At 64.8% G+C, this 26,093-nt stretch carries 23 protein-coding genes and 1 pseudogene; 8 read left to right on the forward strand and 16 right to left on the reverse strand.

What is annotated here, in order from left to right; translation table 11 throughout:
- Positions 1-18 precede the first annotated feature (18 nt).
- Entirely contained in the window at positions 19-780 is a 762-nt protein-coding gene (locus ACFMBG_RS18515) for a 2-keto-4-pentenoate hydratase (RefSeq protein WP_421056169.1), read from the forward strand.
- Between the two features lie 51 nt (positions 781-831).
- Here the strand turns inward: ACFMBG_RS18515 and ACFMBG_RS18520 are convergent, their stop codons facing one another.
- The 5 genes from ACFMBG_RS18520 to ACFMBG_RS18540 form a co-directional block, all read right to left on the reverse strand.
- Positions 832-2,226, reverse strand: coding sequence for an amidase (locus ACFMBG_RS18520; RefSeq protein ID WP_421056170.1), 1,395 nt, complete (start codon positions 2,224-2,226; stop codon positions 832-834).
- A 3-nt stretch (positions 2,227-2,229) separates the two neighbouring features.
- Entirely contained in the window at positions 2,230-3,537 is a 1,308-nt protein-coding gene (locus ACFMBG_RS18525) for a TRAP transporter large permease (protein ID WP_421056171.1), read from the reverse strand.
- A 53-nt stretch (positions 3,538-3,590) separates the two neighbouring features.
- A complete protein-coding gene (locus ACFMBG_RS18530) occupies positions 3,591-4,145 on the reverse strand; it encodes a TRAP transporter small permease subunit (protein ID WP_421056172.1) in 555 nt (184 codons plus the stop codon).
- Between the two features lie 60 nt (positions 4,146-4,205).
- Positions 4,206-5,237: a TRAP transporter substrate-binding protein gene (locus ACFMBG_RS18535; RefSeq protein WP_421056173.1), complete on the reverse strand. Its 1,032-nt coding sequence runs from the start codon at positions 5,235-5,237 to the stop codon at positions 4,206-4,208.
- A gap of 80 nt (positions 5,238-5,317) precedes the next feature.
- Positions 5,318-6,049: a maleate cis-trans isomerase family protein gene (locus tag ACFMBG_RS18540; RefSeq protein WP_421056174.1), complete on the reverse strand. Its 732-nt coding sequence runs from the start codon at positions 6,047-6,049 to the stop codon at positions 5,318-5,320.
- 606 nt (positions 6,050-6,655) lie between these two features.
- On the opposite strand from ACFMBG_RS18540, the gene ACFMBG_RS18545 reads away from it, so the two are divergent.
- The 4 genes from ACFMBG_RS18545 (at position 6,656) to ACFMBG_RS18560 (ending at position 10,117) form a co-directional block, all read left to right on the forward strand.
- Positions 6,656-8,197: a sensor histidine kinase gene (locus tag ACFMBG_RS18545; protein WP_421056175.1), complete on the forward strand. Its 1,542-nt coding sequence runs from the start codon at positions 6,656-6,658 to the stop codon at positions 8,195-8,197.
- A complete protein-coding gene (locus ACFMBG_RS18550) occupies positions 8,194-8,802 on the forward strand; it encodes a response regulator transcription factor (RefSeq protein WP_421056176.1) in 609 nt (202 codons plus the stop codon). The genes ACFMBG_RS18545 and ACFMBG_RS18550 overlap by 4 nt, the downstream gene beginning before the upstream one ends.
- A gap of 88 nt (positions 8,803-8,890) precedes the next feature.
- Positions 8,891-9,373 (forward strand): GlcG/HbpS family heme-binding protein, encoded by a 483-nt coding sequence (locus ACFMBG_RS18555; protein WP_421056177.1) that lies wholly within the window; start codon positions 8,891-8,893, stop codon positions 9,371-9,373.
- 66 nt (positions 9,374-9,439) lie between these two features.
- Positions 9,440-10,117 (forward strand): ankyrin repeat domain-containing protein, encoded by a 678-nt coding sequence (locus ACFMBG_RS18560; protein WP_421056178.1) that lies wholly within the window; start codon positions 9,440-9,442, stop codon positions 10,115-10,117.
- Positions 10,118-10,240: 123 nt separating this feature from the next.
- Here the strand turns inward: ACFMBG_RS18560 and ACFMBG_RS18565 are convergent, their stop codons facing one another.
- From ACFMBG_RS18565 to ACFMBG_RS18610, 10 genes are all read right to left on the reverse strand, one after another.
- Positions 10,241-11,467: a cyanate transporter gene (locus ACFMBG_RS18565; RefSeq protein WP_421056179.1), complete on the reverse strand. Its 1,227-nt coding sequence runs from the start codon at positions 11,465-11,467 to the stop codon at positions 10,241-10,243.
- Positions 11,464-12,906, reverse strand: a complete 1,443-nt coding sequence (locus ACFMBG_RS18570; RefSeq protein ID WP_421056180.1) for an amidohydrolase family protein — start codon at positions 12,904-12,906, stop codon at positions 11,464-11,466. The genes ACFMBG_RS18565 and ACFMBG_RS18570 overlap by 4 nt, the downstream gene beginning before the upstream one ends.
- Complete coding sequence (locus ACFMBG_RS18575; RefSeq protein ID WP_421056181.1) at positions 12,903-14,393, reverse strand: amidohydrolase family protein; 1,491 nt, start codon at positions 14,391-14,393, stop codon at positions 12,903-12,905. The genes ACFMBG_RS18570 and ACFMBG_RS18575 overlap by 4 nt, the downstream gene beginning before the upstream one ends.
- The gene (locus tag ACFMBG_RS18580) at positions 14,393-15,592 is read right to left on the reverse strand and encodes an amidohydrolase family protein (RefSeq protein WP_421056182.1); all 1,200 of its coding nucleotides are present in this window, start codon (positions 15,590-15,592) and stop codon (positions 14,393-14,395) included. Before ACFMBG_RS18580 ends, ACFMBG_RS18575 begins: the two co-directional genes overlap by 1 nt.
- A 7-nt stretch (positions 15,593-15,599) precedes the next feature.
- The gene (locus ACFMBG_RS18585; protein ID WP_421056183.1) at positions 15,600-16,223 is read right to left on the reverse strand and encodes a flavin reductase family protein; all 624 of its coding nucleotides are present in this window, start codon (positions 16,221-16,223) and stop codon (positions 15,600-15,602) included.
- Positions 16,223-17,317, reverse strand: coding sequence for an ABC transporter ATP-binding protein (locus tag ACFMBG_RS18590; protein WP_421056184.1), 1,095 nt, complete (start codon positions 17,315-17,317; stop codon positions 16,223-16,225). The genes ACFMBG_RS18585 and ACFMBG_RS18590 overlap by 1 nt, the downstream gene beginning before the upstream one ends.
- Positions 17,314-18,306 (reverse strand): ABC transporter ATP-binding protein, encoded by a 993-nt coding sequence (locus tag ACFMBG_RS18595; protein WP_421056185.1) that lies wholly within the window; start codon positions 18,304-18,306, stop codon positions 17,314-17,316. Before ACFMBG_RS18595 ends, ACFMBG_RS18590 begins: the two co-directional genes overlap by 4 nt.
- Before the next feature lie 11 nt (positions 18,307-18,317).
- Positions 18,318-19,250: an ABC transporter permease gene (locus tag ACFMBG_RS18600; RefSeq protein WP_421056186.1), complete on the reverse strand. Its 933-nt coding sequence runs from the start codon at positions 19,248-19,250 to the stop codon at positions 18,318-18,320.
- A gap of 11 nt (positions 19,251-19,261) precedes the next feature.
- Complete coding sequence (locus ACFMBG_RS18605; protein WP_222506314.1) at positions 19,262-20,230, reverse strand: ABC transporter permease; 969 nt, start codon at positions 20,228-20,230, stop codon at positions 19,262-19,264.
- 87 nt (positions 20,231-20,317) lie between these two features.
- Entirely contained in the window at positions 20,318-21,898 is a 1,581-nt protein-coding gene (locus ACFMBG_RS18610; protein ID WP_421056187.1) for an ABC transporter substrate-binding protein, read from the reverse strand.
- Between the two features lie 190 nt (positions 21,899-22,088).
- Between ACFMBG_RS18610 and ACFMBG_RS18615 the strand changes: the two genes are divergently transcribed.
- A complete protein-coding gene (locus ACFMBG_RS18615; RefSeq protein ID WP_421056188.1) occupies positions 22,089-22,817 on the forward strand; it encodes a GntR family transcriptional regulator in 729 nt (242 codons plus the stop codon).
- 364 nt (positions 22,818-23,181) lie between these two features.
- On the opposite strand, the gene ttcA is transcribed toward ACFMBG_RS18615, so the two are convergent.
- Positions 23,182-24,051, reverse strand: coding sequence for a tRNA 2-thiocytidine(32) synthetase TtcA (gene ttcA, locus ACFMBG_RS18620; RefSeq protein WP_421056189.1), 870 nt, complete (start codon positions 24,049-24,051; stop codon positions 23,182-23,184).
- Between the two features lie 214 nt (positions 24,052-24,265).
- Here ttcA and ACFMBG_RS18625 point away from each other — a divergent pair.
- Positions 24,266-24,469 (forward strand): annotated as a pseudogene (locus ACFMBG_RS18625) (tRNA 2-thiocytidine(32) synthetase TtcA); the annotation flags it as partial.
- Between the two features lie 66 nt (positions 24,470-24,535).
- Positions 24,536-26,080, forward strand: coding sequence for a putative bifunctional diguanylate cyclase/phosphodiesterase (locus ACFMBG_RS18630; protein WP_421056190.1), 1,545 nt, complete (start codon positions 24,536-24,538; stop codon positions 26,078-26,080).
- Positions 26,081-26,093 lie beyond the last annotated feature (13 nt).

A 26,093-nucleotide genomic window follows, 5' to 3' on the forward strand; every position in this document is an offset into this window, starting at 1 on the left:
CAAGACAGAAAGGCAGACATGACCGGACTTCTCACAGACAAGGCGGAGGCGCTGGCCAGCGCCTTGATCCGCAGCCGCGCAGGCGGCCCCAAGACCGGCCTGAGCGTAGAACACAGCGGGCCGCTCAGCGCCAGGCAGGCCTATCAGGTGCAAGAAGCGCTGGCCCGGCGCTTCGGGCCGGCCGGAGCCTTCAAGGTGGCGTGCAAACCGGGCCAGCCGGTGATCATGGCACCGATCTATGCGGCGGACATCCAGCCCTCCGGGCACAGCTTCCCCACGCCGCAGGGCGAACAGATCGGCATCGAGCTGGAAATCGGCTTCAAAATCCTCCGCCCGCTGCCGCAGCCCGGCACGGCTGATTACCGGCAGCGGCTGCGGGACTGCGTCTCGCTGGTACCGGTGATCGAGGTGGTGCTGACCCGGCTGGAGGATCCGGACGCCGCATCGCCGATGCTGCGGCTGGCGGACAATCAGCTGAACGGCGGGCTGGTGGTGGGGCCGGAAAGGGCGGACTGGCACGATCTGGACCTCACCCAAGCCACTGCCACGCTAGAGTTCGGCGATACCCGCGTGCTGGACGGCACGGTGCCGGTCCCCGGCGGCGACGCCTTTGAAAACTTCTGCAAGCTCGCAGAAATGGCCGGCAGCCATTGCGGCGGGCTGCAGCCGGGCCATGTGGCCATCACAGGCTCGTTGAACGGCCTGCCCTACATCAGCTCCGGAACTGCAGTGAAGGGATGGATCAAAGGGCTGGGCGAAGTGTCAGCTGCCTTCCCCTGACAAGTATGGCCGCTGCCGCAGGAGGATGCGGCAGCGGCCCTGCGCCCGGAATCAGCCGAGCGCATAGCGCGGCCAGTGCCAGCCGCTGCCTGCCTGTTCCATTTCCTCAGCCAGCGACAGCAGCAGATCTTCGCTGTGCAGATCGCCAACCAGCTGGATGCCAACCGGCAGCCCGGCGGCATCCAACTGTACCGGAACCGCCAGCCCCGGATGGCCGCTTGCATTGACCCAGCCGGTGTAGACCGCATGACCGCGCGGCCCTGCCGCCTGCCCGTCTATCAGCGGCGGATAGGCTTCGCCTGCAGGCCAGGGCTGCGCCGCAGCCGCAGGCGTCATGATCACATCCCATTCGCCAAACGCCTGCGACACGGCCGAGCGCAGCCTGCGCACCTCTTCCAGTGCCGCAAACAGATCGCGCGCCGGAATACCGCGGCCATTGGCGGCCATCTCCAGGTACTGCGGCGAGGCGCGCTCAGCCATGGCTGGAACCGTAGCGGCCAGATGCGCCAGCCCGATCTGTGCAAAACTGCCCCAGAACCGGTCGAGCGGCCCCAGATCAAACGGCAGCGGACCAGCCGTCACCTCATGCCCCAGCGAGGCCAGCAGGTCCGCCGCCCCGCGAGCCGACCGGCGGATCGCCGGATCGCAGGGATTGTCCCCGAACTGCTCGGAATACAGCACTTTCAGGCTGCGCTGGGCCGGAGCCGCAGGACGGCGCCCGCGCGAGGCCGGGTCCGCTGGGTCAGCACTGGCCAGCACCCCGAACATCAGCCGCAGGTCCCGCACCGAGCGCGCCAGCGGGCCAACCACCTCGAAATCCATCAGGATCTGCGGCAGCCCGCCGTGGCGCGGGATGGCACCGATGGTGGGTTTCAGTCCGAACAGCCCGGTGTGCCCGGCCGGCCGCCGGATCGAGCCGCCGCCGTCGGTTCCCAGCGCCGCGGCTGCCAGCCCCGACGCCACGGCGGCCACGGCACCGCCGGAGGACCCGCCGGGGGTCAGCTCCGGGTTCCACGGGTTCCGCGTGACCCCAAATTTCCGGCTGGCGGTATACCCTTCCACGGCAAATTCCGGGCAAGTGGTCTTGCCGGTCAGGATTGCCCCGGCCTCCCGCAGCCGCTGCACCGGCAGTTCATCGTGGCACTGCACCTCGCTGAACACCTCCCCGCCCCAGGCGGCGGGCAGCCCGCGCATCACCAGATTGTCCTTCAATGCAATAGGCACGCCCTCCAGCGGCGACCGTGCCCGGCCCCGCCGCAGCCTGGAAGCACTGTCTTCCGCCTGCGCCTCCAGGTCCGGAGCCAGCGCCGCATAGGCGTTGATCCCGGGGTTCAGCCGCGAGATTCTATCGCGCAGCTCTGTGACCACCTGTACCGGGCAGGCCTCCTCCCGTGCATAGGCATCACCCAAACCACCTGCGCCAAGGCGCCAGAAGTCATAAGCCATGGCTCAGTTCCCCATCATCGAATCGGGCAGCCACAGCACCAGATCCGGCACCGCGATCAGCAGCAGGGTGAACAGCACCATGATCAGCGCATAGGGGATCGCGCCCTGCACCACATCACGGAACGGACCGCCATCCTTTCGCACGCCCTGAACCACGTAGAGGTTCATGCCGACCGGCGGCGTAATCATACCCAGTTCACACATCAGCACGATGAAGATGCCGAACCAGATCGGGTCGATACCCGCGGCAGTCACAATCGGCAGCGCCACCGGGATCGTCAGCACCTGCATCGACAGCACATCCATGAACATGCCCAGGAACAGGTAGAAGACAATCAGCGCCATCAGCAGACCCGCAGGCGACAGCCCGAAGGAAGCCACCCATTCGGTCATCGTCTGGGCAATCCCGCCCAGCGCCAGCGTCACGTTCAGCATGAAGGCAGCGGTGATGATCAGCAGGATCATGCCGGTGGTCTTGGCGGTCTGGCGGAAGCAGTTGTCGAAGAACTCGACGCTCAGCTTGCCCTCGCGCCAGGCAAACCCCAGCGCCGCCACCACGCCGAGTGCCGCGGATTCAGTCGGCGTTGCGATGCCGAAATAGATCGATCCCATGACGATGGCGAAGATCACCGCCGGCGGCACCAGGTGCACCAGCGCAGCGATGCGTTCTGGCATCGGAACCTTCTGTTCCGACTGGCCTTCTGCACCGGGCAGGACCTTCGACTCCACTGCGATGTAGACCATGAACAGCAGCGTCAGGGCGATCCCGGGCACGATGCCCGCGATGAACAGCCGGCCAATCGATTCATTGGCGAGCGAGCCGTAGATCAGCAGGTTGACGCTGGGCGGGATCAGAATGCCCAGCGTGCCGCCCGCCGCCAGCGAACCAAGCGCCTGCCGGGCGCCGTAGCCGCGGCTTTTCAAGGCAGGCAGCGCGACCGTTCCGACGGTTGCTGCGGTGGCAACTGACGACCCCGAGGTGGCCGCAAACAGCGAGCAGCAGCCAATGTTGGTATGCAGCAGCCCGCCGGGCAGCCTGCCCAGCCACAGCGCAAGCGTCCCGTACATCCGGTCCGCAATGCCGCTGCGCAACAGCAGTTCACCCAGCAGGATGAACAGCGGCACCGCTGTCAGGATATTTTCATTCTGCACCCCCCAGATCACAGGCCCCATCGAGTTCAGCAGCGGCCAGCCATACAGCAGCACGCCGCCGATCACCCCCAGCACCACCATGATGACGGCAATGGGGAAGCTCATGAGGAGCAGGCCCATCATGCTGAAAAAGCCCACAAATACCGATCCGATTCCCATACTTCTTCCTTTCCCGGTTGGTGTTCCGCCGGTCTTGCACCGGCGGGGTGCCGTCAGCGGCGTTCGAGGTCGCTCATTTCTTCCTCGAGTTCCTCGATGGCGCCTTTGGGGTGAAATGCCTCAGACACCTGGCCAAGACGCCCGGTCGCCACCATTACCGTGGCCTTGCAGGCCAGCCAGATTGCGCAAACCGCAAACAGGCACAGCGCCCCGTACCAAGCGGCCTGCGGATAGATGAGCGGAGTGGCCCAGGGTGTCGGCGCAGTGCTGCCGTAGCTGAGCGTGTCGTCGATCACGATCCGTCCGACATAGAGGATGAACAGGCCGAAACCGGCGATCGAGACGACCGATATCCAGTCCATGATGGCCTGCAGGCGGGCCGGAAAGCGCGCGTGCAGCACGTCGATGCGGATATGGGCCCGGTCCACCAGCGCTACGGCAAAGGCGAGGCTGGAACCGACCGCCAGCACATATCCGCCCAGTTCATCCGCCCCTTCGAAGGAGAAGTTGAACAGTTTCCGGGACAGGGTTTCGACGGAGACGAAAATGGAAAGCGCGACCAGCGCAGCGCCGAACAACCGGCTGGCCAGCTGAGCAAGATAGTTCATTTGGGGAGGTCCTTTCGGAAGTCCTGGAAGGCAGCCGCGATGCCGCCTTCCAGTCCTGGATCAGTTGGTCAGGCCCAGAGCGGCCTTCCAATCGGCGGAGCAGCTGGCGTTTGTTGCGTCGCAGACTTCCGCCCAGGCCGGGAATGAAATCTCCGTCACTGCATTGCCGATGATCTCGCGGTCGCCTTCGCTGACCGGCACCAGTTTCAGGTCATAGGATTTGACCGTGTCGCAGGGGCTTTCGCCGACATTGCAGCGCACCGCATCGTCGAACAGCTCTTCCGAGTAGGCCCAGATCTCATCCACCAGCCCGTCAAACGCGGCTTCCAGCTTCTGCTGATCCTCTGGCGCCATCGCATTGTAGGTGTCCAGATTGATGCCGTAGCCGTTCAGCGCCAGCTGAAAGGCAACCGGCAGCATGTATCCGGTGACCTCAGGCCAGCCTGCCGAGTTGGCAGAACTGGGGCCGGTGATGGCGCAGTCCACCACGCCGCGGGCCAGCGACTGATGCACGTCCGGGAAACCGATTGGCACCGGGGTTCCGCCCACCGAGGCAACGAAATTGGCCAGGTTCTGATCATAGACCCGCACCTTCTTGCCCTTCAGATCGCTCAGCTGGCTGATTTCCGGCTTGCAGAACAGCACCTGCGGGCCGAACGGCCACACGCCAAGAAGCTTGGTGTTGAACTTGGCTTGCAGTTGCGCATCCACCGCATCCTCGAAGGCATCGACCGTCTTGCGGCCCGTCTCATAGTCCGGGTTCAGTCCGACCAGATCGAGCCCGAGAATGGTCGGCTCGTCACGCGAAATCTGCGACATCCGCAGCGACACGATGTCGAACAGCCCTGCTTTGAGGATCCGCAGCTGCTCTGTATCCTTGATGCCGGTCACATCCAGCGGCTTGTAGTCGGTATCGGCATCCAGCCCCGAGCGCTCCGCAAAATTCTCGAAGAACGGCTGTTCCACATTTTTCTGGATCAGACCGGTTGCCACCGGCTGCCCTAGAACCTTCAAATCATAGGTTCCTGCCATGGCTCCGCCGGCAGCAGCAGTCAGCACTGCTGCCGTTGCCCATTGTATGGTCGTCTTCATTTTTTTCTCCTTGCTGGGTTGCTGGGTTATCCGCCGGCCGCTTCTGCGGCGGCCGTTCTGGAACGTCTGGAGGGCAGGACCTATGCTCCGCCGTCGCGGAATAGGCGCCCCCATCCTTTGACCTGACGCGGGTCGGCCCCGGCCAGTTTCATGCAGTGCCAGATCGTGAAAGCAACGCTGTCGAGAACCGGAATGCCCAGTTCCTCTTCCAGCGCCGGCGCGATCCGCGTGCCGTTGAAATTCGTGCATTGGATGGCGATCGCGTCGGGTTTGCCCTCCGCCACCTCGCGCACCATGTCCGCGATCTGGGCCTCGCCGTATTCGGCAAAGGAATAGTTGCCGGGATCCTCCAGCCGCCGGTCGCCGGTGCAGCTGTAGCCTTCGGCCGCGAAATTCTTCAAAATCGGTTCCTGAATTTCCGTCAGATAGGGCGTCACCAGCCCGTAGCTCTGCACATCCAGCGCCTCGAAGGCGGCGAACAGCGCCAGCGTCGAGGTTGTCGAGGGCACACCGCAGCGGGCCTCGATCTGGCGCACCAGTTCCTCGTCATTGTCCCGTCCCAGCCAGCTGCCCGAGGTGCCGCCCCAGGCGATCACATCCATCCGCGCATCCGCCAGCAGCTCAGCCGCCGCCAGCTGAGGGCCGAACTTGAACTGTCCCAACGCATCGCCGCTCATGGAGATTTCCGTGACCCGGAACCGCCCGAAATGCACGGAGACATGATCCAGCCCCGCCAGAACCGCCGCCGATTGCGGCTCCATGATCGTATTAGAGGACGGGGTCAGCAGACCCAGCTTCAACCGTGGTGCCATAAACTCGCCTTTCATGCCCATTGGATGACAACCAGAGTACCGGCGCCCGATAAAATTTCAAATTATTTATTATATTTCTCTCATACTATTGTTTTTCATATTATTTACGACAAACAAATCCACCCAAGCCCCTCTCTTCCTGTTGAAAACAGTGAAACGCCCAAGACAGATTCGCCCGGCTTGTGGCAAGCAAAGGCCCGCATCCCTTGCAATGAGAGGTGAGCGGTAACCTTGACCGGCACTGCTGCTTTACAGCGCGGCCGCCCAGGTTTTGGCGGACCCCGTGCCATTCGGGTCCCTGACTTATCTTTCGGGCACCCGCCGCCGCATTGCCTGGTAATGCGAATGGGACCGCACCAGCCGCCGCTCCGGCGCTGGTGAATTCCGCAGGGTTCACAACAACCCGCAGGAAGCGGCGGCCGAGGCCATAGCCCCGGGCGGTCAAGCCGGAGCATCGACGGCAATGCGCCTCCATCTGACCACGATCGAGACCGCTCTGAAGCGTGACGCGCGCCAGGACGGCACCGCACCGGCAGGCCACCGCGGCTTGCAGCGGAACCACCCGTCACTTACGGTCTGTCCTGCCAAATCTGCGTGAACCAGGACATGAAAGCACCTTCTCCAACCACACCGCTGTCTGCCAAAGCCCTGCAGCTGCTGGGCGGCTGGGTGGCTGTGCTGATCGTTGCGGCCGGGTTTTCAGCCCTGCTGGAGCACCAGAAGCTGCTGGCCGAGCTGCAGACCGAAGCCCACAGCCTCCACCGCCTCGCTTCGCAACGCGCAGATCAGCACGACGCCCATCTGACGTCACTTTCTGCTTTGGCCGTTGCCGGAGAGGACGTGCGGCGCGACCTGTTCCTGGATGTCGGCGCCAGCATTCTGCGGTTCTACCCGCGGATCGGAGCCATTGATCTGGTGCCGCTAGGCGGCGACGGCTACCTGACCAGCCGCACCGGCCTGCCAGAGGAAACCATCGCGCTGATCCGCCGGTCCGCGAGGGCGTCAAACGGGCAGCTGGTACTGGCCTCCGCACCCGGCACGCCAACAGGCTACATCCTCGTGAAGCGGAGCCCGAACACCGAGAACGCGCGCTTCGGTCTGGCGCTGCAGATCGACGCGCAGGCGCTGCTGGCCTCCGACAGCGGTTTCTGGTCACGCCCGTCGGTATCACAAACCCTGCATCTGCCCGACGGAACCGCCTTGATAAGCGGCGGCCCTGCCGAAGGCGTGCAGTTCGAAAAGTCCCTCGGCAGTGCCTCCCAACCGCTGGTCTTTGCCGCTGGAATATCGCCCGGCCTGGCTGACCTGCTGCCGCCGGGTCGGCTGCTGGCCGCGGCGGGGCTCGCCACCGTTTTTTATCTGCTCTCCGTTCTCGGCCTGCGCCAACTGTTCCGGGCGCGGCAAGCGGAATCCCAGGCCAGGCTGAGCGCCCAGGACGCCCGCCTCGCCCATGCATCGCGTGTCAATGCCTTGGGCGAGATGGCCAGCGGCATGGCGCATGAGCTGACCCAGCCGCTGACCGCGATCCTTAGCCAGGCCCAGGCCGGGCGGCACCTGGCAGCACGCGGCGCTTCCGGTCAGACCGGCCCGGTGTTTGATGGTATTGTCAGCCAGGCGAAGCGCGCCTCAGCCATTCTCGAGCGGCTGCGCAACTGGACCCGGCCGCGCACCGGCCCTGCCGGTCCGGTGCCGGTGCAGGCGGCGGTCCGCGGCGTCGAACTGCTGCTGCGCCCGGAGGCCGAGCGCGCAAGCGTCCGCTTGGCCGCCGATCCGGGGCCGCCCGAATTGATGGTTCGGGCCGATCCCGTCGAGCTGGAACAAGTCGTTTTCAACCTGGTTCGCAACGCAATCGAGGCAGCAGCGCAGGGCGATGCGAAGCAGGTATCGGTCATTGCGCGGCGCAGCGGAAGCGAGGTTGTGATCGAAGTCGCGGACAGCGGGCCGGGCGTGCATGCGGAAATCCAACCGCGCCTGTTCGAACCCTTCGTGACCGGCAAACCGGGCGGCACCGGCCTCGGGCTAGCGCTGTGCCAGCGGCTGGCCGAACGTATGGGCGGTGATCTGTCGCTGGCCGCGGATGCGCCGCAAACCCTGTTCCGCTTGCGCCTGCCGGATGCACAGAGCTTGACGGCGGAGGCGGCGGAATGAGCAACCCGGTCTATCTGGTCGATGACGATGACGCGGTTCGCGATGCACTGTCCTTGCTGCTGCGGACCGTCGGCATCGAAGTCCGCGGTTTTGCCGCGCCGGAGGCGTTTCTCAGCGCCCTCGGCACGCTGCCGCCGGGCTGCCTGATCCTCGACATCCGGATGCCTGTGGTCTCCGGCCTCAAGCTTCAGGAACAGCTGCGCGCAAACGGCGTGGACTGGCCCGCAGTGGTGATCAGCGGCCACGGCGATATCGAGGCCTGCCGCCGCGCCTTCCGCAGCGGTGCCATCGACTTCCTCAGCAAGCCGGTGGACGAGCACGACCTGATCGATGCCATCCAGCGGGGGCAGGCGGAACTGGAGCGCCGCCGCCAGCAGGCCTCTGAAACCGACGAGGCCCGGCGCCTGCTAGCGCGGCTCACGGGGCGCGAAACCGAGGTGCTTGAAATGATCGCCAAGGGGCTGACCACGCGGCAGATTGCCGGGGTTCTGGATCTGTCCCCCCGCACCGTCGACAGCCACCGCGCCGCCATCGGAACCAAGGCCGGAACCACATCCGCGGCCGAGCTGACCCGGCTTTGGCTGGAGGGGAACGGCACTCCGTAGAACTACCGAGACAGATGTAAAGCCTACCAATTCCCGCATATCGGCCGCGCCGCTAGGGTTCCTCCATCAGAATTGAAGGAGGACCGGAATGATCCGCAAACTGACCCTCGCCGCCGCTGTGCTGGCCCCCGTTTCCGTTGCCGCGCAGGACCTGCCCACTGCCCCTTATCTGCCGCTGGACATGGCGCAGACCGCCGCGCAGACCGCGGTAGACGCCTGCGCAGCCGAAGGCCACAATGTCAGTGTCGCCATCGTTGCCCGCAGCGGCGTGACCAAGGTGATCCTGCGCGCCGACAACGCAGGCCCGCACACCGTCGGCAGCAGCACCGGCAAGGCCTTCACCTCGGCCAGCATGGGCCGCGATACCGCCGGCCTGGCCGGATTCATCGGAAGCAATCCGCAGAATGACGGGCTTCGCGATATGGACAGCCGGCTGGTGATCCAGGCCGGCGGCCTGCCGATCCGCATTGGCGGCGCGCTGGTGGGCGGCATCGGCGCCGGCGGCGCACCCTCGGGCGACATTGACGCGGCCTGCGCCCGCGCCGGCCTGGATGCCATTGGCGCCGAGTGAACCGTTTTTTAAAGGACTGCGGCCGCCTCGCGTGGGGGCGGCCGCCTCTCAAGGAGGATCCTGCCAATGCTGCGCATATTCCTGAGCCTGTTCCTGCTGGCCGCAGCCGCCGCGGCGCAGGCGCAGACCCCGCCTTCCTCCGCCGACCTGGCGGGTTACGAGGGCCTTCACCTTGCCGCACATGAAGGGGACGCCACCGCCATCCGCCGCATTGCCGCCGCAGGGGCTGATCTCAATGCCCGCGACCGTGCCGGCCGGACCCCGGCACATGTTGCCGCCTTCGCCTCCAATGATGCGGCCCTGCGAGCCCTGGCTGAGGCCGGAGCTGACATGAATGCACTGGAGAGCCGGGCCTATGATGTGCTCACCATCGCCGCAGTTGCGGATGATCCCGAAATGGTCTCGCTGGCGCTGGAGCTGGGCAATGACCCCGGCTTGATCACCAGCATCTATGATGGCACCGCCCTGATCGCTGCAGCCCATTTGGGCCACCATCAGGTGGTCCGCCGCCTGATTGCCGGCGGCGCGCCGCTGGATCACGTCAACAACCTGGGCTGGACCGCGCTGATGGAGGCGGTGGTGCTGGGTGACGGCGGGCCGGATCATGTTGCAACCGTACAAGCGCTGATCGAGGCCGGAGCCGATACCGGGATCGCTGACTTCGACGGCGTCACCCCGCTCCAGCACGCCAAAGCCCGCGGCTTTGCGGAGATTGCCAAAATCATCGGTGCCAGCAGGCAATAGCTTTGCGGCAAAGGCTGGAACAGGCCTGTTTCAGAGGCAGCTCTACAGCCTCGTTTCACTCGCCTTGCTTATCAGCCGGTTTGCCCCTGTGATGGCACAACGGGTGATCATGCCGCGTCTCACCTACACACTGCCGGCCCGATGGCGCGGATCGGAAGAGGCCGCGGCAGGCTCGTGCCCCATGACTTCCGGGTAACGTACCGGGTTAAATCGAACGGCAAGAACGGCCGCGGCTGCAACCCAGAATAAGTGCATGGTCCAGCCCAAAGTGAAACTGCCGGTCGCGCGATGTATTTCGGCCAGGACAAAGGGCGGTATAGCTGCCATCAGAAAGCCACCCCCCTGCATCAGCGCCGCAAGGGAGCCGGCTTGCGCAGAATCCGGCAGATGGTCAAGCGCAACCACGAGGCACAACGCGAAACTCCCGGCGAGCCCCGCGCCGCATAGCGCGACCCAGAGCGCTGAAAACGCCAAAGGCGCGAAAGCCAAGCCAGAATAACCAACGGCCTGCAGCACAATCGTTATCCACAGCCAAGGGCGGCGGTCAGGGGAGTTCCGGGCAAGCAGAGGCAAGACAACGGCACCGCACCCTTGGCTGAGCGCCATGACCGAAACAAGCGTCCCGCTGCCGGCACTGGTCCAGCCCAATTCCTGGTAGTAAGGCGCGAGCCAGGCAATCAAAGACGCATACCCTCCGTTTATGAGCCCGAATACTCCCATCAGCAGCCAGGTCCGCGGAAGCTGCAGCAGCCGGATGACGGCTTCGCGGCGGGGCCGTGCACTCCGGGTTTCGGCGAGGATCAAGGTCGTGGCAGCCGCGGCCAGAAACACTGGAAGCGAAAGCCAGGCCAGCGATGCCCGCCAGGTCAACCCGCCGCCAGTCAGATAAGGCATCAGCTGCGCCCCCAGAGCGCCGCCGGTCATGATCATCGCGGAATAGAGGCCGGTCATGACCGCAACCTGCGCTGGGAATTTCTCCTTGATCAAACCCGGCATGACTGCCTGGGCGAAAGCTGCACCCGATCCGCACAACACCGCCGTCAGGAGCAGCACGGTACCGTTCACCGCAGCAAGCCGCAGCAGTGACCCGAGAAGGAGCAGGGTAAGTGCAATCAGCAGGCTCCGGCGTGTACCGAGACTGGCTTGAAACCCTGGTGCGGCAACAGCGCCAAGGCCCATCAGGAGCATTGGCAGCAGCGTCAGCAGAGACAGCCCGCCATATCCAAGGCCAGTGTCCGACGCGATCAGCGGCAATACCGGCCCTGGTGCCGCAAGAAAGGGGCGGAGATTGAGTGCGATCAGCACAATCACGACTACCAGTGCAGCCCGCCGGGGCGCAGACGCATTCACAAGGGGGATCTCCCCTCCGGTTTCCGGACATTACGCCACAAGCTTCCGGGTTCATTCCGCAAAGCTTCAAGCCCGGCCCCGTCTACTGCCGCCCGTGCGGCCTCGGTTGCCTCGTTCATGACGGCCTGCGGATCCAGCGTTTGAGACACACGTCCGCGCATGACAATCCGCCCGTCGGCAATAACCGTGTCCGCATCCGCTGCATTCGCGAAATGGGTTATGGCGTGCAGCGGCATGTCCGGCGGCGTCAGATGCGGCTTGCGCATATCCACCAGCACGATGTCGGCCTTCTTTCCTGCTTCCAGCGAGCCGAGATCCTGTTCCAGCCCCAACGCGCGGGCTGCATCGATGGTTGCCATTTCCAGCACCTTGCCCGGCGGCAGAACCGACGGATCCCGGAAGTGGCGGCGGTGGTAATGCATGGCCTGCGCCATGTGGCGGAACATGTCATAGCCCCGGTCCGGCGCCGACGCATCCGAGCCAAGCGCCACCCGGATCTCCCGCGCGATCAGCTCGGGTGCGGGGCAGCGGCCCAGAATGGACATTATGGAGCTGGGATTGTGGGCTACTGCGGCACCGGTTTCCTCCAGCGCCGCGATATCCGCCCCAGTAAGGTCCACACAATGCGCCAGCAGGGCGAAGGGGCCAAGCAGGCCAAGATCACGGGCATAGGCGATGGTCCCGTTGCGGTGCCCGTCCTGCGTCAACAGAACACCGTGCTTTTCCCGCAGCGCAGCCACAGCAGCTGCCATACGGCGCACCTCCGCCTCTCCGGCAGCTTTGCCGCCGCCTGGCCCGTAAACCGGCATCACCAGGCAGATGCCGGTTCCGGTCTCCAAGATGCTGTCATGCCTGGCCATCAGATCCGCGCTCACCGCCAGCTGGTGCTTGAAATCCACGCTAACCTTGGTGCCGCTGCTGTCGCGGTAGCCGCGCGGGAATGGCGGGCGCCCCGGCCCCACAGCCAGCATCGTGCGTAGCCCGCTTTCACGCACCGCGGCGCAATAGGCATCGCCAAAAGCCGGATCATCGCTGCGGTAGATATCCGCCCCGCCGCCCAGCAGGGTGACGCAGGTGGTGACACCGGCCATCAGCCGTTCAAGCAGCGTCAGCCGCGCTTCGGCAGACCAGAAGGCAACATTGGTCCCGCCCGCATACAGCGCCTCGCACGCCTTGAACCAGGCTTCGGAGTCCCCTGCCCCAAGCCCCCGGACAAGCCCATGCCCGGCATGGGAGTGGCAGTCGATCAGCCCCGGGATTGCGGTCATGCCGGTGGCGTCGATCACTTCGGCGGCCTCATCGGCCAGCGGTGCCAGGTCAGCGTCGCGTCCGATGGCGGTGATCCGGCTGCCCTCAATAGCGATTGCCGAGTCCTCGACAACCAGGCGGTCCGCATCAACGGTCAGGGCGGTGGCGTGCCGGATCAGGATGCTGGTCATGCAGGCGCCATCCGCAGCGGATAGGCCGGGGTAAAGATCTCTTCGACCGGCGGATGGCCAAAGGTCCGGTCAGGGTATTGCGCCACCAGCCCGTCGAAACGGCGCTGCGCACCCGCACGCAGCGCGTCGTGGTCGGCGCCGGGAATGACGCCGTCCTGCATCACGATGCGGCCGTCGATCACAACCGTGCGCACATCGCGGCCGGAGCCGTTCAGGAGAACTGTCTGGATCGGGTCAATGACCTGCCCGACGGCCGGATCATCCAGGCCAATGACGGTGATGTCGGCCCGCGCACCGGGAGCGAGGCGGCCCAGGTCGCTGCGTCCCAGCGCCTGCGCTCCGCCCAGCGTCGCGGCATCATACATGTCGGCGGCACTGACGGCTTGCGGGTTGCTGTCTGCCATCCGGGCTGTGATCAGCCCCAGTTGCATGTTCAGGATCATGTCCGGGGGATGGGTGTCCGTCCCCATGCCGATGGTCAGACCCGCATCACGGTACCGCGCAAAGGATTTCAGCACCGCCCCCCCGCGCGCCATCACCAGCGGGCAATGCGCCAGCGCGGCGCCGCCGTCGGCCAGGATGTCCAGATCCGGCGCGCCATATTCAATCCCGTTGACGCCCGACAGGAAGGTCAGGTGCGGCAGGATCGCCCGCTGCGACAGGAAGCCGAGGTCGCGCAGCCATTCCGGCGGGCTCTTGCCATGCATCCGCACGACACTTTCGTACTCAAAGGCGGACTGGCAGCAATGCAGCCGCACCGGCACGTCCAGATTCCGCACCGCCTGCGCAGTCCGCGACAGCAGTGCTTCCGTGCAGGTCTCTATCCGGTCGGGGGCCAGCATGGTCCGGATCAGCCCGTCGGCCCGGCCTTCAAAGCGCTCGCAGAACCGCACAGCTTCGGCGAGGCCCGCAAGGCCCCGCTCCTCGTCAAAATGGAACCCGATGCCGCCGTCTTCGGCGACATAGGTGTTGCCGCTGCGGTAGGCGGGTCCGAGGTAAACCCGCAGGCCAAGCGCCTCCGCCGCCTCCGCCGCGCCGGCGAATTCGTCCCAGGTCTCGCCCCATTCGCGGTAAAACAGCGAGGCAATGGGCAGCGCGGTGGTGATGCCGTTGCGGATCAGCCGGGTAAAGGCATAGTGCTTCTGCCAGCGCAGATCCTCCGGCGGGTACATCTCGCGCGGGCCTTTTTCCATATAGCTTTGCGGCCAGACGCGGCCCTTCTTCCAGGCCGGCTGGTTGTCCAGGCCCAGAACGGTGGTGTCGAGGTCCGACAGCGCATCGAGGTCGATGAACCCCGGCCCGATCAGGGCGCACCCGCAATCGATGCGCCGCGCCACTTCCCCTTGGAACCCATGGCCGGCAAACAGGATCGCGCCGTCTTCGAACACGACTTCGCCGCGCGGCAGCAGCACATGGTGCCCGTTTTCATGGCCGACCACCCAGTCGGCGGTCATCAGGATGCGGCCCTGCTCCCTGCCCGCTGCCATTACGGAGCCTCCCGCAGGCTGCGGCCGTCGCGGGCGACGATGCGGCCCGCCTTCAGCACCAGCTTGCGCGGAGGGTGCGAAACCACCGCATGGGCGACGGTTTCGGCCTCGACCAGAACCAGATCAGCCTGGCAGCCGATTTCGAGCCCGTAATCCTCAAGCCCCATGACCCTTGCGCCGCCCCAGGAGCAGCACCACAGGGCATGTTCGACATCGCTGTCAGCGCGCAGGTTGTTGCGCTGGCCCAGCAGCATGGCACGTTCCAGCATGTCCGCATTTCCATAAGGCCCCCAGGTGTCCCGGATCCCGTCGGACCCGGCACAAAGCGTCACGCCCGCCGCCCGCAGGTCCTCTGCCAGCGGCACCGGGCGGAAGGGTGTGGCAACTGTCGCGATATGGATCTGCGCCTCGGCCAGCTGCGCCACCAGCGCCCGGGCGCGGTCGCGGTCGGGCATGCCCAGGCAGAAGGCATGGCTCACTGTCACCCGCCCCTGCATCCCCAGCGCGCGGGTCCGCTCGATGATCATCTCCATGCTGAACGCCCCCAGCTCACCGGGCTCGTGCAGGTGGATGTCGATGGGTTTTCCATGCTTTCCGGCCAGGGCAAAAACCGCGTCAAGCTGCCCCTTGGGGTCGGCATCCATGCCGCAAGGGTCAAGGCCCCCGACCACATCCGCGGGCCCGCGCAGCGCCGCATCCATCAACTCCAGCGTGCCGGGGCGCGTCATCAGCCCGGACTGCGGGAAGGCGACGATCTCGATATCCACCAGCCTGGCCAGTTCGCTGCGGGTGCGCGCAACGCCTTCGATGCCGGCAAGGCCCGTTTCGGTATCCACATCCACATGGCTGCGGATCGCGGTGGAACCATGGCCAACCGACAGCAGCGCCTGGCGCATCGACTGGCGGTGCGGATCGATGTTCCACTCCTGCCGCAGCCGGCGTTCGGTGGTGATCTTGTCGCGCAGGCTGGGACCCGCCTGATGCGGGCGCCAGCCCATGCCCCACAGGGACTTGTCCAGATGGGTATGGGCCTCCACCAGTCCGGGCAGCAGGATCGCCCCGCCGCAAGCCTCCTCCGGCACGCCGGGCCGGGCCGGCAGATCCGGACCGATCTGCGCTATGCGCCCGCCCTCGATCAGCATGTCAGCCGGTTCCGCGCCAAAAGGGCGCAGGTTTCTCAGGAGTATATCGTCAGTCATGCGTGCGTCAGCTCCCTGTTGCGGCAGTCAGTGAGTCGGTTGCGGTCAGCTCAAACTGCCGGTCCGAAACGATGTAGTTGTCGGCATGCAGCCGCGCGACCGGCTGATAGGCTTCAGGCCGGACATAGCGCCCTGCCGCATCAAGGCAGGTGTCGCGCACATGCATCTGCACCACCTCGCCCAGCACGATAGCACGGCGCGGATAGTCGATGATCTGCGACACCCGGCACTCCATCGAAGCCGGCGACTCGGCCACCCTTTCCGGCCCGATCTTGAGAGAGGGCGCATGGCTGAGCCCGGTCAGTGCGACCTCGTCCACATCATCGGGAAAACTGATACCGCAATCCACCATCTGCTGGGCGATGGCCATGTCGCAAAGGTTGACGACGAACTCGTGCGACCTGCGGATATTGCGCATTGTCTCCTTCTCGGTGCCGTCGGGACGGGCCTGGATTCCCAGGATCACGATGGGCGGATCCTGCGAGAACACGTTGAAGAAGCTCATCGGTGCCGCATTCGGAGTGCCGTTTTCGCTTCTGGTGGTCACCAGCGCGATGGGCCGGGGCGCCACGAAACTGCACAGCAGCCGGTAGCGGTCCTTCGGCGGCAGCGCTTCGAAATCGAACTCCATCAGGCAACTCCCTTCTGCGGCTCCAGCCGGGCGACCGTGCCCGAGGTATCGCTTGCGGCGCTGCCTTCACCGGGCCGGGGGCCAGCGGCCTGCTCCCCGGTGACCGCATGGCAGGCGACGACGGTGCCGCCGCTGCGGGCAACAAGCGCAGGCGATTGCTCGCGGCAGCGCGCGGTGGCAATCGGGCAGCGCGGGTTGAAGGAACAGCCCGGCGGCGGGGTGATCGGATTGGGCACTTCGCCGATTGCAGGCGCCCGGTCGCGCCGCCCCAGGCTGATATCGGGAACGGTGTCCATCAGCAGCTGCGTATAGGGATGTTCCGGCGCGGCAAAGATCCGCTCTGCCGGGCCCGCCTCCACCAGGCGCCCCAGATACATCACGCCAACGTAATCCGACATGAAATCCACCACGGCGAGATCGTGGCTGATGAACAGATATGTCAGGCCAAGCTCATTCTGCAGATCCTTCATCAGATTGAGAACTTGGGACTGCACCGACACGTCAAGCGCCGAGGTCGGCTCGTCGCAGACCAGGAACTCCGGCCGCGAGGAAATCGCCCGCGCGATCGAGATCCGCTGGCGCTGGCCGCCGGAGAACTCATGCGGGAATTTCTCGCCGTCGCGGGCCGAAAGGCCAACCATTTCCAGCAGCCGCCCGACCTCAGCCCGCTCCTCCTCGCGGCTTTCGGTTATACCGAAACTGCGCAGCGGTTCGGCAATGATGTCCCGCACCCGCCAGCGCGGATTGAGGCTCGCATAGGGGTCCTGAAAGATCATCTGAATCCGCCTGCGGAAGTCTCCACGGTCGGCGGCGGCCAGCTTGGTCAGGTCGGTGCCGTCGAAAGTGATGCTGCCAGAAGTGGCGCCATGCAGACCCACCACCAGCTTGGCGACCGTGGACTTGCCGCAGCCTGACTCGCCCACGAGCGAAAAGGTTTTGCCGCGCGGAATGTCGATACTGAGCGCGTCGACGGCACGGAGCGTGCGGCGTCCTTTGCGTTCAATCAGCCGGTTGAGCAGCGGCGGCGACAGGTCAAAGGTCTTGGACAGGCCCTTAAGCGAGACCAGCGGCTGGGTGTCGGTGGCGGTGCTCATGCCAGTTCCTCCTGGTAGAGATGACAGGCGACATGGCCGCCCTCGACCGGCAGTGCCGCCGGCTTGGTCCGTTTGCATTCCCCGAAGGCCCGCGGGCAGCGCGGGTGGAAGGCGCAACCCGAAGGCAAGTCGGTCAGACGCGGCATGGCACCGTCGATCTGGGTCAGCCGATGGGCGTTCGAGCCGACGCGCGGAATGGATTGCATCAGCCCTTTGGTGTAGGGGTGGCGCGGGTCGCGGACGACCGTCTCCACCGGCCCGATCTCGACGACGCGGCCGGAATACATCACCGCCACGCGGTCCGCGGTCTCGGCGATCACCCCCATGTCATGGGTCACCAGGATCACTGCCGCACCGCGTTCGCGGCACATGCGTTTCAACAGATCGAGAACCTGCGCCTGGATCGAGACGTCGAGCGCTGTGGTCGGCTCGTCAGCGATCACCAGAGACGGCTCGGCGCAGAGCGCCAGGGCGATCACCACCCGCTGCCGCATGCCCCCGGAAAACTGGTGCGGATACTGGTCGATCCGCGCCTCGGGGGCGGGGATGCCGACTTCGGCGAGGCACTCGATGGCACGTTTGCGCGCCGCGTCCTTGCCCATGGGAAGATGGGTGCGGATGGTCTGCACCAGCTGCTGGCCCACTGTCATCAGCGGGTTGAGGCTGGTCAGCGGGTCCTGGAAGACCGCGCCAATCCGGCGTCCGCGCAGCCGCCGCATCTCCTCGGAGGAGAGGTTGTCGATGCGCTTGCCCTCAAACAGGATCTCGCCGCGGTCGATGCGGCCGGGCCGTTCCAGAAGGCCGGTGATTGCGGTGCCGGTCAGTGACTTGCCGGCGCCCGACTCGCCTACCATGCCGAGGATTTCACCGGGGGCGAGGTCGAAGGTGATACCGTCGACCGCGCGCAGCGGGCCATGCCGGGTGTCAAAGCAGATCGACAGGCCGCGCACACTCAGAAGCGGCGATTTGGGGAAGGTCGTGGTATTCATCGTCATTCCTTTCAGCGCAGCTTCGGGTTCAGTGCGTCGCGCAGCCAGTCACCCAGCAGGTTGACCGCCAGCACCAGCGCCACCAGCGTCAGCGAGGGGAAGATCACCACCCACCAGACACCCGAGAAGAGGTACTCGTTGCCGACCCGGATCAGGGTGCCGAGCGAGGGGTTGGTGGGCGGCATGCCGACGCCGAGGAAGGACAGCGTCGCCTCGATCAGGATCGCCATCGCGAGGTTGATCGTCGCGATCACCAGCACCGGCCCCATCACGTTGGGCAGGATGTGGCTGAACAGGATGGCAAAGGGTTTGCGGCCCACCAATTGCGCGGCATAGACATATTCGCGGCTCCGCTCCACCATGGTGGACGAGCGCACGGTGCGGGCGTACTGCACCCAGGTGGTGACGGTGATGGCAAAGACCAGCACGATCAGCGCCGCGCTGTCATGCATCTCCCGCGGCAGCGCGCCGCGCACGATGCCGCTGACCAGCAGCGCCACGAGGATGGTGGGAAAGCTCAGCATAACGTCGGCGATGCGCATGAAGAACGCATCCACCGCGCCGCCGAAATAGCCGCTGACAAGGCCGACCACGATGCCGATCGCCATTGCAAGCGCCACGCTCACGAACCCCACGGCCAGCGAGATCCGCGACCCGTACAGGATGGCCGACAGGACATCGCGCCCCTGGTTGTCGGTGCCAAGCAGGAACCGCGGATCGCCGCCTTCCGCCCAGACCGGCGGCAGCTCGCTGTCCCAGAGGCTCAGCGTCGAGACATCAAACGGATCGTGCGGTGCGATCCACGGCGCCAGCAGCGCTGCAACCAGGATGAACACTGTGACAGCAGAGGCCAGGACCGTGACATATGAGGTTCGGAAGCGATAGAAGAGATCGCTTTTCAGGAACGCCGAGAGGCGGGATCGGGGGGATACTTCAAGAGCCATTGCGTGTCTCCTCACGCCCGCACCGAAAGGCGCGGATCAATTGCGAAGTAGAGAAGATCGACGATCATGTTGATCGCCACGAAGACCAGCGCGACCATCACCAGGTAGGCGGACATCACCGGAATGTCGCCAAAGCTGACAGCCTGGATGAACAGCAGGCCCATGCCCGGCCACTGGAAGACAGTCTCGGTAATGATCGCAAAGGCAATCATCGCCCCCAGCTGCAAGCCGACGATGGTGATCACCGGCATCAGGGTATTGCCAAGCGCGTGACCGAAGTTCACCGCCCGGTTGGTCAGGCCGCGGGCGCGGGCGAACCGCACGAAGTCCGAGCGCAGCACTTCCATCATCTCGGCCCGGACCAGCCGCATGATCAGCGTGACCTGGAACAGGCCCAGCATCACCGCCGGCAGGATCAGGGACTTCAGCCCGCTGACGGTCAGGAAACCGGTGCGCCACCATCCGATCTGCACCGTCTCGCCGCGTCCGAAGGACGGCAGCCAGTTCAGCCAGACCGAGAACACAAGGATCAGCAGGATGCCGGTCACGAAGGTTGGCACCGATATGCCGATCAGTGATATGACGTTGAGCATGTTGCTCAGCACCCCCTTGGGATGCAGCGCGGCATATATGCCCATTGGCACCCCGAGCAGCAGCGCAAAGACGGCGGCGGCCAGCACCAGCTCCAGGGTTGCCGGCAGGCGTTCGGCGATCATTTCGGCGACCGCGCGCTTGTTCCGGTAGGAAATGCCGAATTCACCCTGCACAGCACCCGTGACGAAGCGCGTGAATTGTACCGTGACCGGCTGGTCGAGACCAAGTTGCTCGCGCAGCTCCTGCCGGTCCTCGGCCGAGGCGTTTTCGGGCAGCATGCTGTTCACCGGATCCCCGATGAAACGGAACATGGAAAAGGCGATCAGGGCGACAGCGAGCATCACGATGACCGATTGGATCAGCCGCTTCAGAATGAAAGCGATCATTGGAGGGTCCTCCATTAGTCGGCTGTGGGCTGTGGTAAAAAGGCGGGCCTGCAAGCCGCAGCGTGCAAGCCCGCCAGGCGGGGAGGATCAGTTGATCTTCGCGTACCAAAGCCGGGGTTTGTTGTCGGCGGTGATCGGCAGATCGACGCCATCGCGCACCGCCCAGGCCAGTGGCTGCTGGTGCAGCGGGATGATCGCCACGTCATCGCGGGCAATCCTCAGCGCCTCGCTCATCATAGCGGTGCGCTTTGCAGGGTCGAGCTCGACCGCCACCTTGGAGGTCAGGGCGTCGATTTCCGGGTTGGAATAGCGGCCCGGGTTCCAGGCGCCCATCCGGTCGCTCGGCGTGTGCAGCAGCGATGACAGCACGCTGTAGCTGTCAAGCATCGGCAGCGTCGCCCAGCCCATCATGTAGATGTCCGACGACCCTGCCAGCAGCTTCTCGAAGTGCTTGGACTTGGTCTGTGCCGTCAATTTGGCCTTGACGCCGATCCGCGACCACATGGCGGTGATCGCCTGGCAGATTTCCTCGTCATTGACATAGCGGTCATTGGGGCAATCCAGGCCGACCTCGAAGCCGTCGCCGTACCCGGCCTCCGCAAGCAATGCCTTTGCCGCGGACAGGTCAGCCGGCTTCAGGACGTCCAGCGCCTCGTCGTAGCCCGGCACCGGCGGCGCCACCAGCAGCGCTGCGTTGCGGGACATGTCGCGCATGATCTTCTTGCGGATCAGTTCCATGTCGATCGCGCGCCACAGGGCTTCGCGCACGCGGTGGTCCTGCAGCGGGTTGCTGTCCGTCAGGTTGGAATTGTGCAGTTTGTCCTTCTGGTTCATGCCCAGCATGATGGTGCGCAGCGCAGGGGCAATGATGACGGAAGCGCCATCAGAGCGGTCGATGCGCTCGATATCCTGCAGCGGCGCGGGCGTGATGAAGTCCAGTTCCCCCGACAGCAGCGCGGCAATGCGCGTCGCGTCAGAGCTGATCGGGCTGAATTCGATGCGGGTCAGGTTGTGCTGAGGCTCATCCCACCAGCCCTCATGAACGGTCAGAACGGTGCGGGCATCGGGCTGGCGGCTTTCCAGCTTGAACGGCCCGGTGCCGTTGGAATTGGCTACGGCAAAGTTTTCCCGGCCGCTGCGCATGTCAGCCGGCATCAGGGCGTCATGCTCCGCCATCCACTCCTGATCCAGGATGAGCATGTTGGTCAGGTAATTCAGAACAATGGGGTCGGGCCCCGCCAGCACCACGTCCACGGTATAGTCGTCAACCTTCTCGACGGCTTCCATGCCGGGGATGTTGCTTTTTACAGGCGAGCTGTCATGCGCCGCGCGTTCCAGCGAAGCGACGACGTCATCAGCCGTGAAGGCATTGCCGTTATGGAAAGTCACCCCTTCACGCAACGTGAAACGGATACGGGTTGGCTCGATGAACTCCCAGGACGTTGCAAGCGCCGGCTCGACCTCGAGATCCTGATTGTAGCGCACCAGGCCCTCGTAGACGTGGTTGAGGAAGCCGATCGTGTTGCTTTCGGTCATCGAGTGCGGATCCATCGCCGCGATATCGGTCGAGTCCGCCATCCGCAGCGTATTGGCGCCCGCGGCCCCGGCCAGGCCAGCCGCCAATGCGCCAGCAGCGAGTCCAGCTTTGAGTCGGGATGTGAAGGTCATTTCTATCTCCGTGTTGTGGATGGGAATGCCTGCTTCTTCCGGCAGTGCTAACAATCATCGTATACAATGTTCGTATACGTTCAACCTTTTTATTTTCGGACAAAAAAGGTATACGTTTTCAATGGCTGATGCGATAACTGGGCAGATACCCGTGTCCCGGTGCACGGCTCCCGCTTAGAAAGGACAGGCCATGAAAGCTCGAATCGGGACGGAAACGGACAGTGGCGGCGCCGATTCGGGCAGCCCCACCCGCGTTGACAGCAACCTGATCTACTCGCGCATCTTCGACGCCATCGTCGATCACAAGCTGATACCGGGGACACATCTGAAGGAAGATGAGCTCTGCGACCTGTTCGGCGTTGGCCGGACCCGTGTGCGCTCGGCGCTGTCACGGCTCGCCGCGGACCATGTCATCGAGCTGGTTGCAAACCGCGGCGCCTTTGTCGCCCGCCCATCGATCGAGGAAGCCCGCGAAGTCTTCCGCGCCCGGCGTGTCATCGAAGGGCATCTGATCCGCCGCGCTGCCGAACGGCGCGATCCGCCGATGCGGCACGCGCTCACCGAACACTTGCATGGCGAACATGCAGCCAGAGAAGCGGGAGACACGGCCCAGGTAATCCGCCGCTGCAGCCGCTATCACCAGTTGCTGGCTGATCAGGCAGACAGCCCTATCATGGCCGGTTTCGTCCGCGAACTGATTGCCCGCTCATCGCTGATTGTGGCGATCTACGAAAAATCGAAGCCGGACAACTGCGAAATTGATGAGCACCGCCTGCTGTCTGACTACGTCCTGGGCGGCCACGCCGATGAGGCCGCCGAGCTGATGGAACGGCATTTGCAGGGAATTGAAGACCGCTTGGACCTGAACCGCAAGGGCGAACCCGAAAGCGATCTGCGCCAAAGCCTCGGGTTTGGCTGAGCACCACGACCGGCTAAAAAGCCAACTGCCCGGAAACGCTCGGAAATGCTGGTTGCGGCGCTATCAGGGTTGCCCGGCTGCTCCAAAGTGATTTCCGGCAGCCGCCGATCCGGAGGCCGCGCCCTTTGGGAAGCCGGTGCCGGGAAGAGGCTCTTGGGGCACTGGCTGCCGGACCATTGCCACGTTCTGCCAGGCATGACGAAAACCGCGCCATGGAAGCGGAACGGCGGTTTCAGCTGTTCCCAAAGCCCCGGGCGCCGTTCCGGCCCGGCTCCGGAGATGCAGTTTTCAAAGCGCCCTGAGCAGACTACCGGCTTCACACACCGCTTTCGGCGCTCTGGATGCCGGAGCTGTCCGGCAGCACTCACAAAGAAGGGATGGCAGCCTCATCGAGAGAGAGCTGATCACTTTTTTCCAAAGTGAGCCCTGCAAAGTCCCAGAGCTTCGGATCAAGCAGATGCGAGGGGCGCGCGTTCATCAACGCCCGGAACATAACTTGCCGGCGGCCGGGGCTGTTCTTCTCCCAGCCGTCAAGAATTTGCTTCACCTGCTGGCGCTGAAGCCCGTCTTGGCTGCCACACAGGTCACAGGGAATGATCGGATAGTTCATTGCCTGAGCAAACCGTTCGCAATCCTGTTCGGCAACATGAGCGAGCGGACGGTACACGAAGAGATCGCCTTCCTCATTCACCAGCTTCGGCGGCATGGTCGCAAGCCGCCCCCCGTGAAAGAGGTTCATCAGAAAAGTTTCCAGTATGTCATCGCGGTGATGGCCAAGCACAACCGCTGTGCAGCCCTCTTCCCGCGCGATGCGATAGAGATTGCCGCGGCGCAAACGGGAACACAGGGAGCAGTAGGTGCGTCCTTGCGGGACTTTGTCCATGACGACGGAATAGGTATCCTGATACTCGATACGGTGCGGCACACCCATTTTCTCGAGAAACTCCGGCAGAACCGTTGCCGGAAAGCCAGGCTGCCCTTGGTCGAGGTTGCAGGCCAGCAGCTCCACCGGAAGCAAGCCGCGCCACTGCAGCTCGTGCAGAACGGCCAGCAGTGTGTAGCTGTCTTTGCCGCCGGAAAGGCAGACCAGCCATTTTGCGCCCCGTTCGATCATGCCGTATTGCTCAACCGCCTCGCGCGTCTGGCGCACGATGCGCTTGCGCAGCTTGCGGAATTCCGTGGAGCCGGGCGCTCCGGCAAAGAGCGGGTGGATGTCGTCAAGGTCAACTGTCATGGGAGAGGGCATAGAGCATATCCCGCCAGGCGAAAAGAGGTCAGGATTGCCAATCGGCAACGAACTTCAGCCTGTCCCAATCTCAGTATTTGACCCGTCAAGACTTCCTGGCGAGCCCCTAAATCGTTCAGCGGGAAGGCCATTGGCCTGTTGATCTGCGCTGCTCCCCCGCCCTTGGACCGCCGGACGCTGGATTTTCCGGCCCAGCCACGATGACGGGCTGCAGCGCCAGCAGGTGAAACAGGTCCTGAACCAGCGGGAATCAAACCCGCCCGGCCGGCGCCAGATGATGTTCCGGGCGCTGATGAATGCGCGCCCGCCGCATATTCTGGCCCCGAAACTGTCTGATTTCACCGGTCTCGGGCCGAAGAATCCGGAAGCTGAGCCGGAAAATTCCGGAAATCACAAGCTGCGTTAACTCCCGGGTTAGATCAGCGCCCTAGTCTCATGCCGGAACGACTGACTGCAGACGAAGGGTCTGAGAATGACAAACACGGGTTCAGGCCTCCTGGCACGGCTACGGCAAAACCTTGCCCCCGCTCTTTTCGGGCCGCCCGTGCTCGCTTTCCTGCCTGCGCTGACGCTGGCCACCTACTGGCTCGGCGGCGAGCCGGCGCTGCTGTCGGTGGCGCTTGGCCTGCCGGTGCTGATCGCCGCCGCTGGCGGTTTCAGCAAGCTGGGCGGCCGGGGCCAGCCGCGCGACAGCATCACCGGCATGCTGCTGCGCAACGGGTTCGAGCAGGAGACGGCCCGGATCTACGAGGATTGCGCCGTGTCCGATCTGCGCTCCGCCGTCTTCATCGTGGAACTCGACGACTACAAGGAGCTTGCGGACCGGCACGGCCAGGAAGCCGGCGACCGGATCATGCAGCATTGCGGCGCGCAGATCGCCTCGGCCCTGCGCCAGAACGATACCGTGGCCCGGATCGGCGACAGCCGTTTTGCCGTGTGCCTGGCCCCAACCCTGCAGCTGGACCTGGAACTGTGCATTCAGCTGGCGGGCCGGATGCAATCCGCCACGGAAGAGCCGGTGCCGCTGGACGGCACCACGGTCTACATGACCGCCTCCATCGGCTTCTGCCAGCGCAACCGGGCACCGGGAAAAACCAGCGCCGAGTGGACCGCTGCCGCCACCGCCGCCCTGGCCGAGGCGCAAAGCAACGGCCCCGGCGGGGTCCGCGCCTATTCGGCGGACATGGCAGGCCGCGGCAAGTCCCGCTCCAGCCTGCGCGAGGAAGCCGCAAGGGCACTGGAGACCGGCCAGATCCAAGCCTGGTTCCAGCCGCAGATCTGCACCGACACCGGCCGCGTTTCGGGATTCGAGGCGCTGGCACGCTGGTCGCATCCGGTGCAGGGGCTGATCCCGCCCTCCGCCTTCCTGCCCGCGCTGGAGGAGGCCGGGCTGATGGACCGGCTCAGCCAGCTGATGCTTTACAACGCCCTGGTGGCGGTCAAGGCCTGGGACGCGGCCGGCGTGCTTGTGCCCAGCGTCGGGGTGAATTTCGCCACTCAGGAGCTGCGCAACCCCGGGCTGGCCGGGCGCGTCAAATGCGAGCTGGAGCGGTTTGAGCTGCCCGCCGAGCGGCTCTGTGTCGAGATCCTGGAAACCGTGATGACCGATCAGCCCGACGATGTGGTGACCCGCAACATCTTCGCCCTCAGCGAACTGGGCTGCCACATCGACCTCGATGACTTCGGCACCGGCCATGCCTCCATCGCCGCGGTGCGCCGTTTCAATATCTCCCGCATCAAGATCGACCGCTCCTTTGTGATGAAGGCGGATCAGGACCCGGAACAGCAGAAACTGATCTCGGCGATCCTCACCATGGCGGAGCGGCTGGATCTGGACACCCTGGCCGAAGGGGTGGAAACCGCGGGCGAGCACGCGCTGCTGGCGCAGCTGGGCTGCGGCCATGTGCAGGGCTTCGGCATCGGCCGCCCGATGCCGTTCGACCAGACGCTGGACTGGATTACCGCCCATGAGGCCAAGCTGCAGGATACCCCCGTCATCGGCCGCCGGACCCCCTGACCCGCTGCATTCC

The sequence above is a fragment of the Leisingera coralii genome, assembly GCF_049056525.1.
Lineage (GTDB): Bacteria > Pseudomonadota > Alphaproteobacteria > Rhodobacterales > Rhodobacteraceae > Leisingera > Leisingera coralii.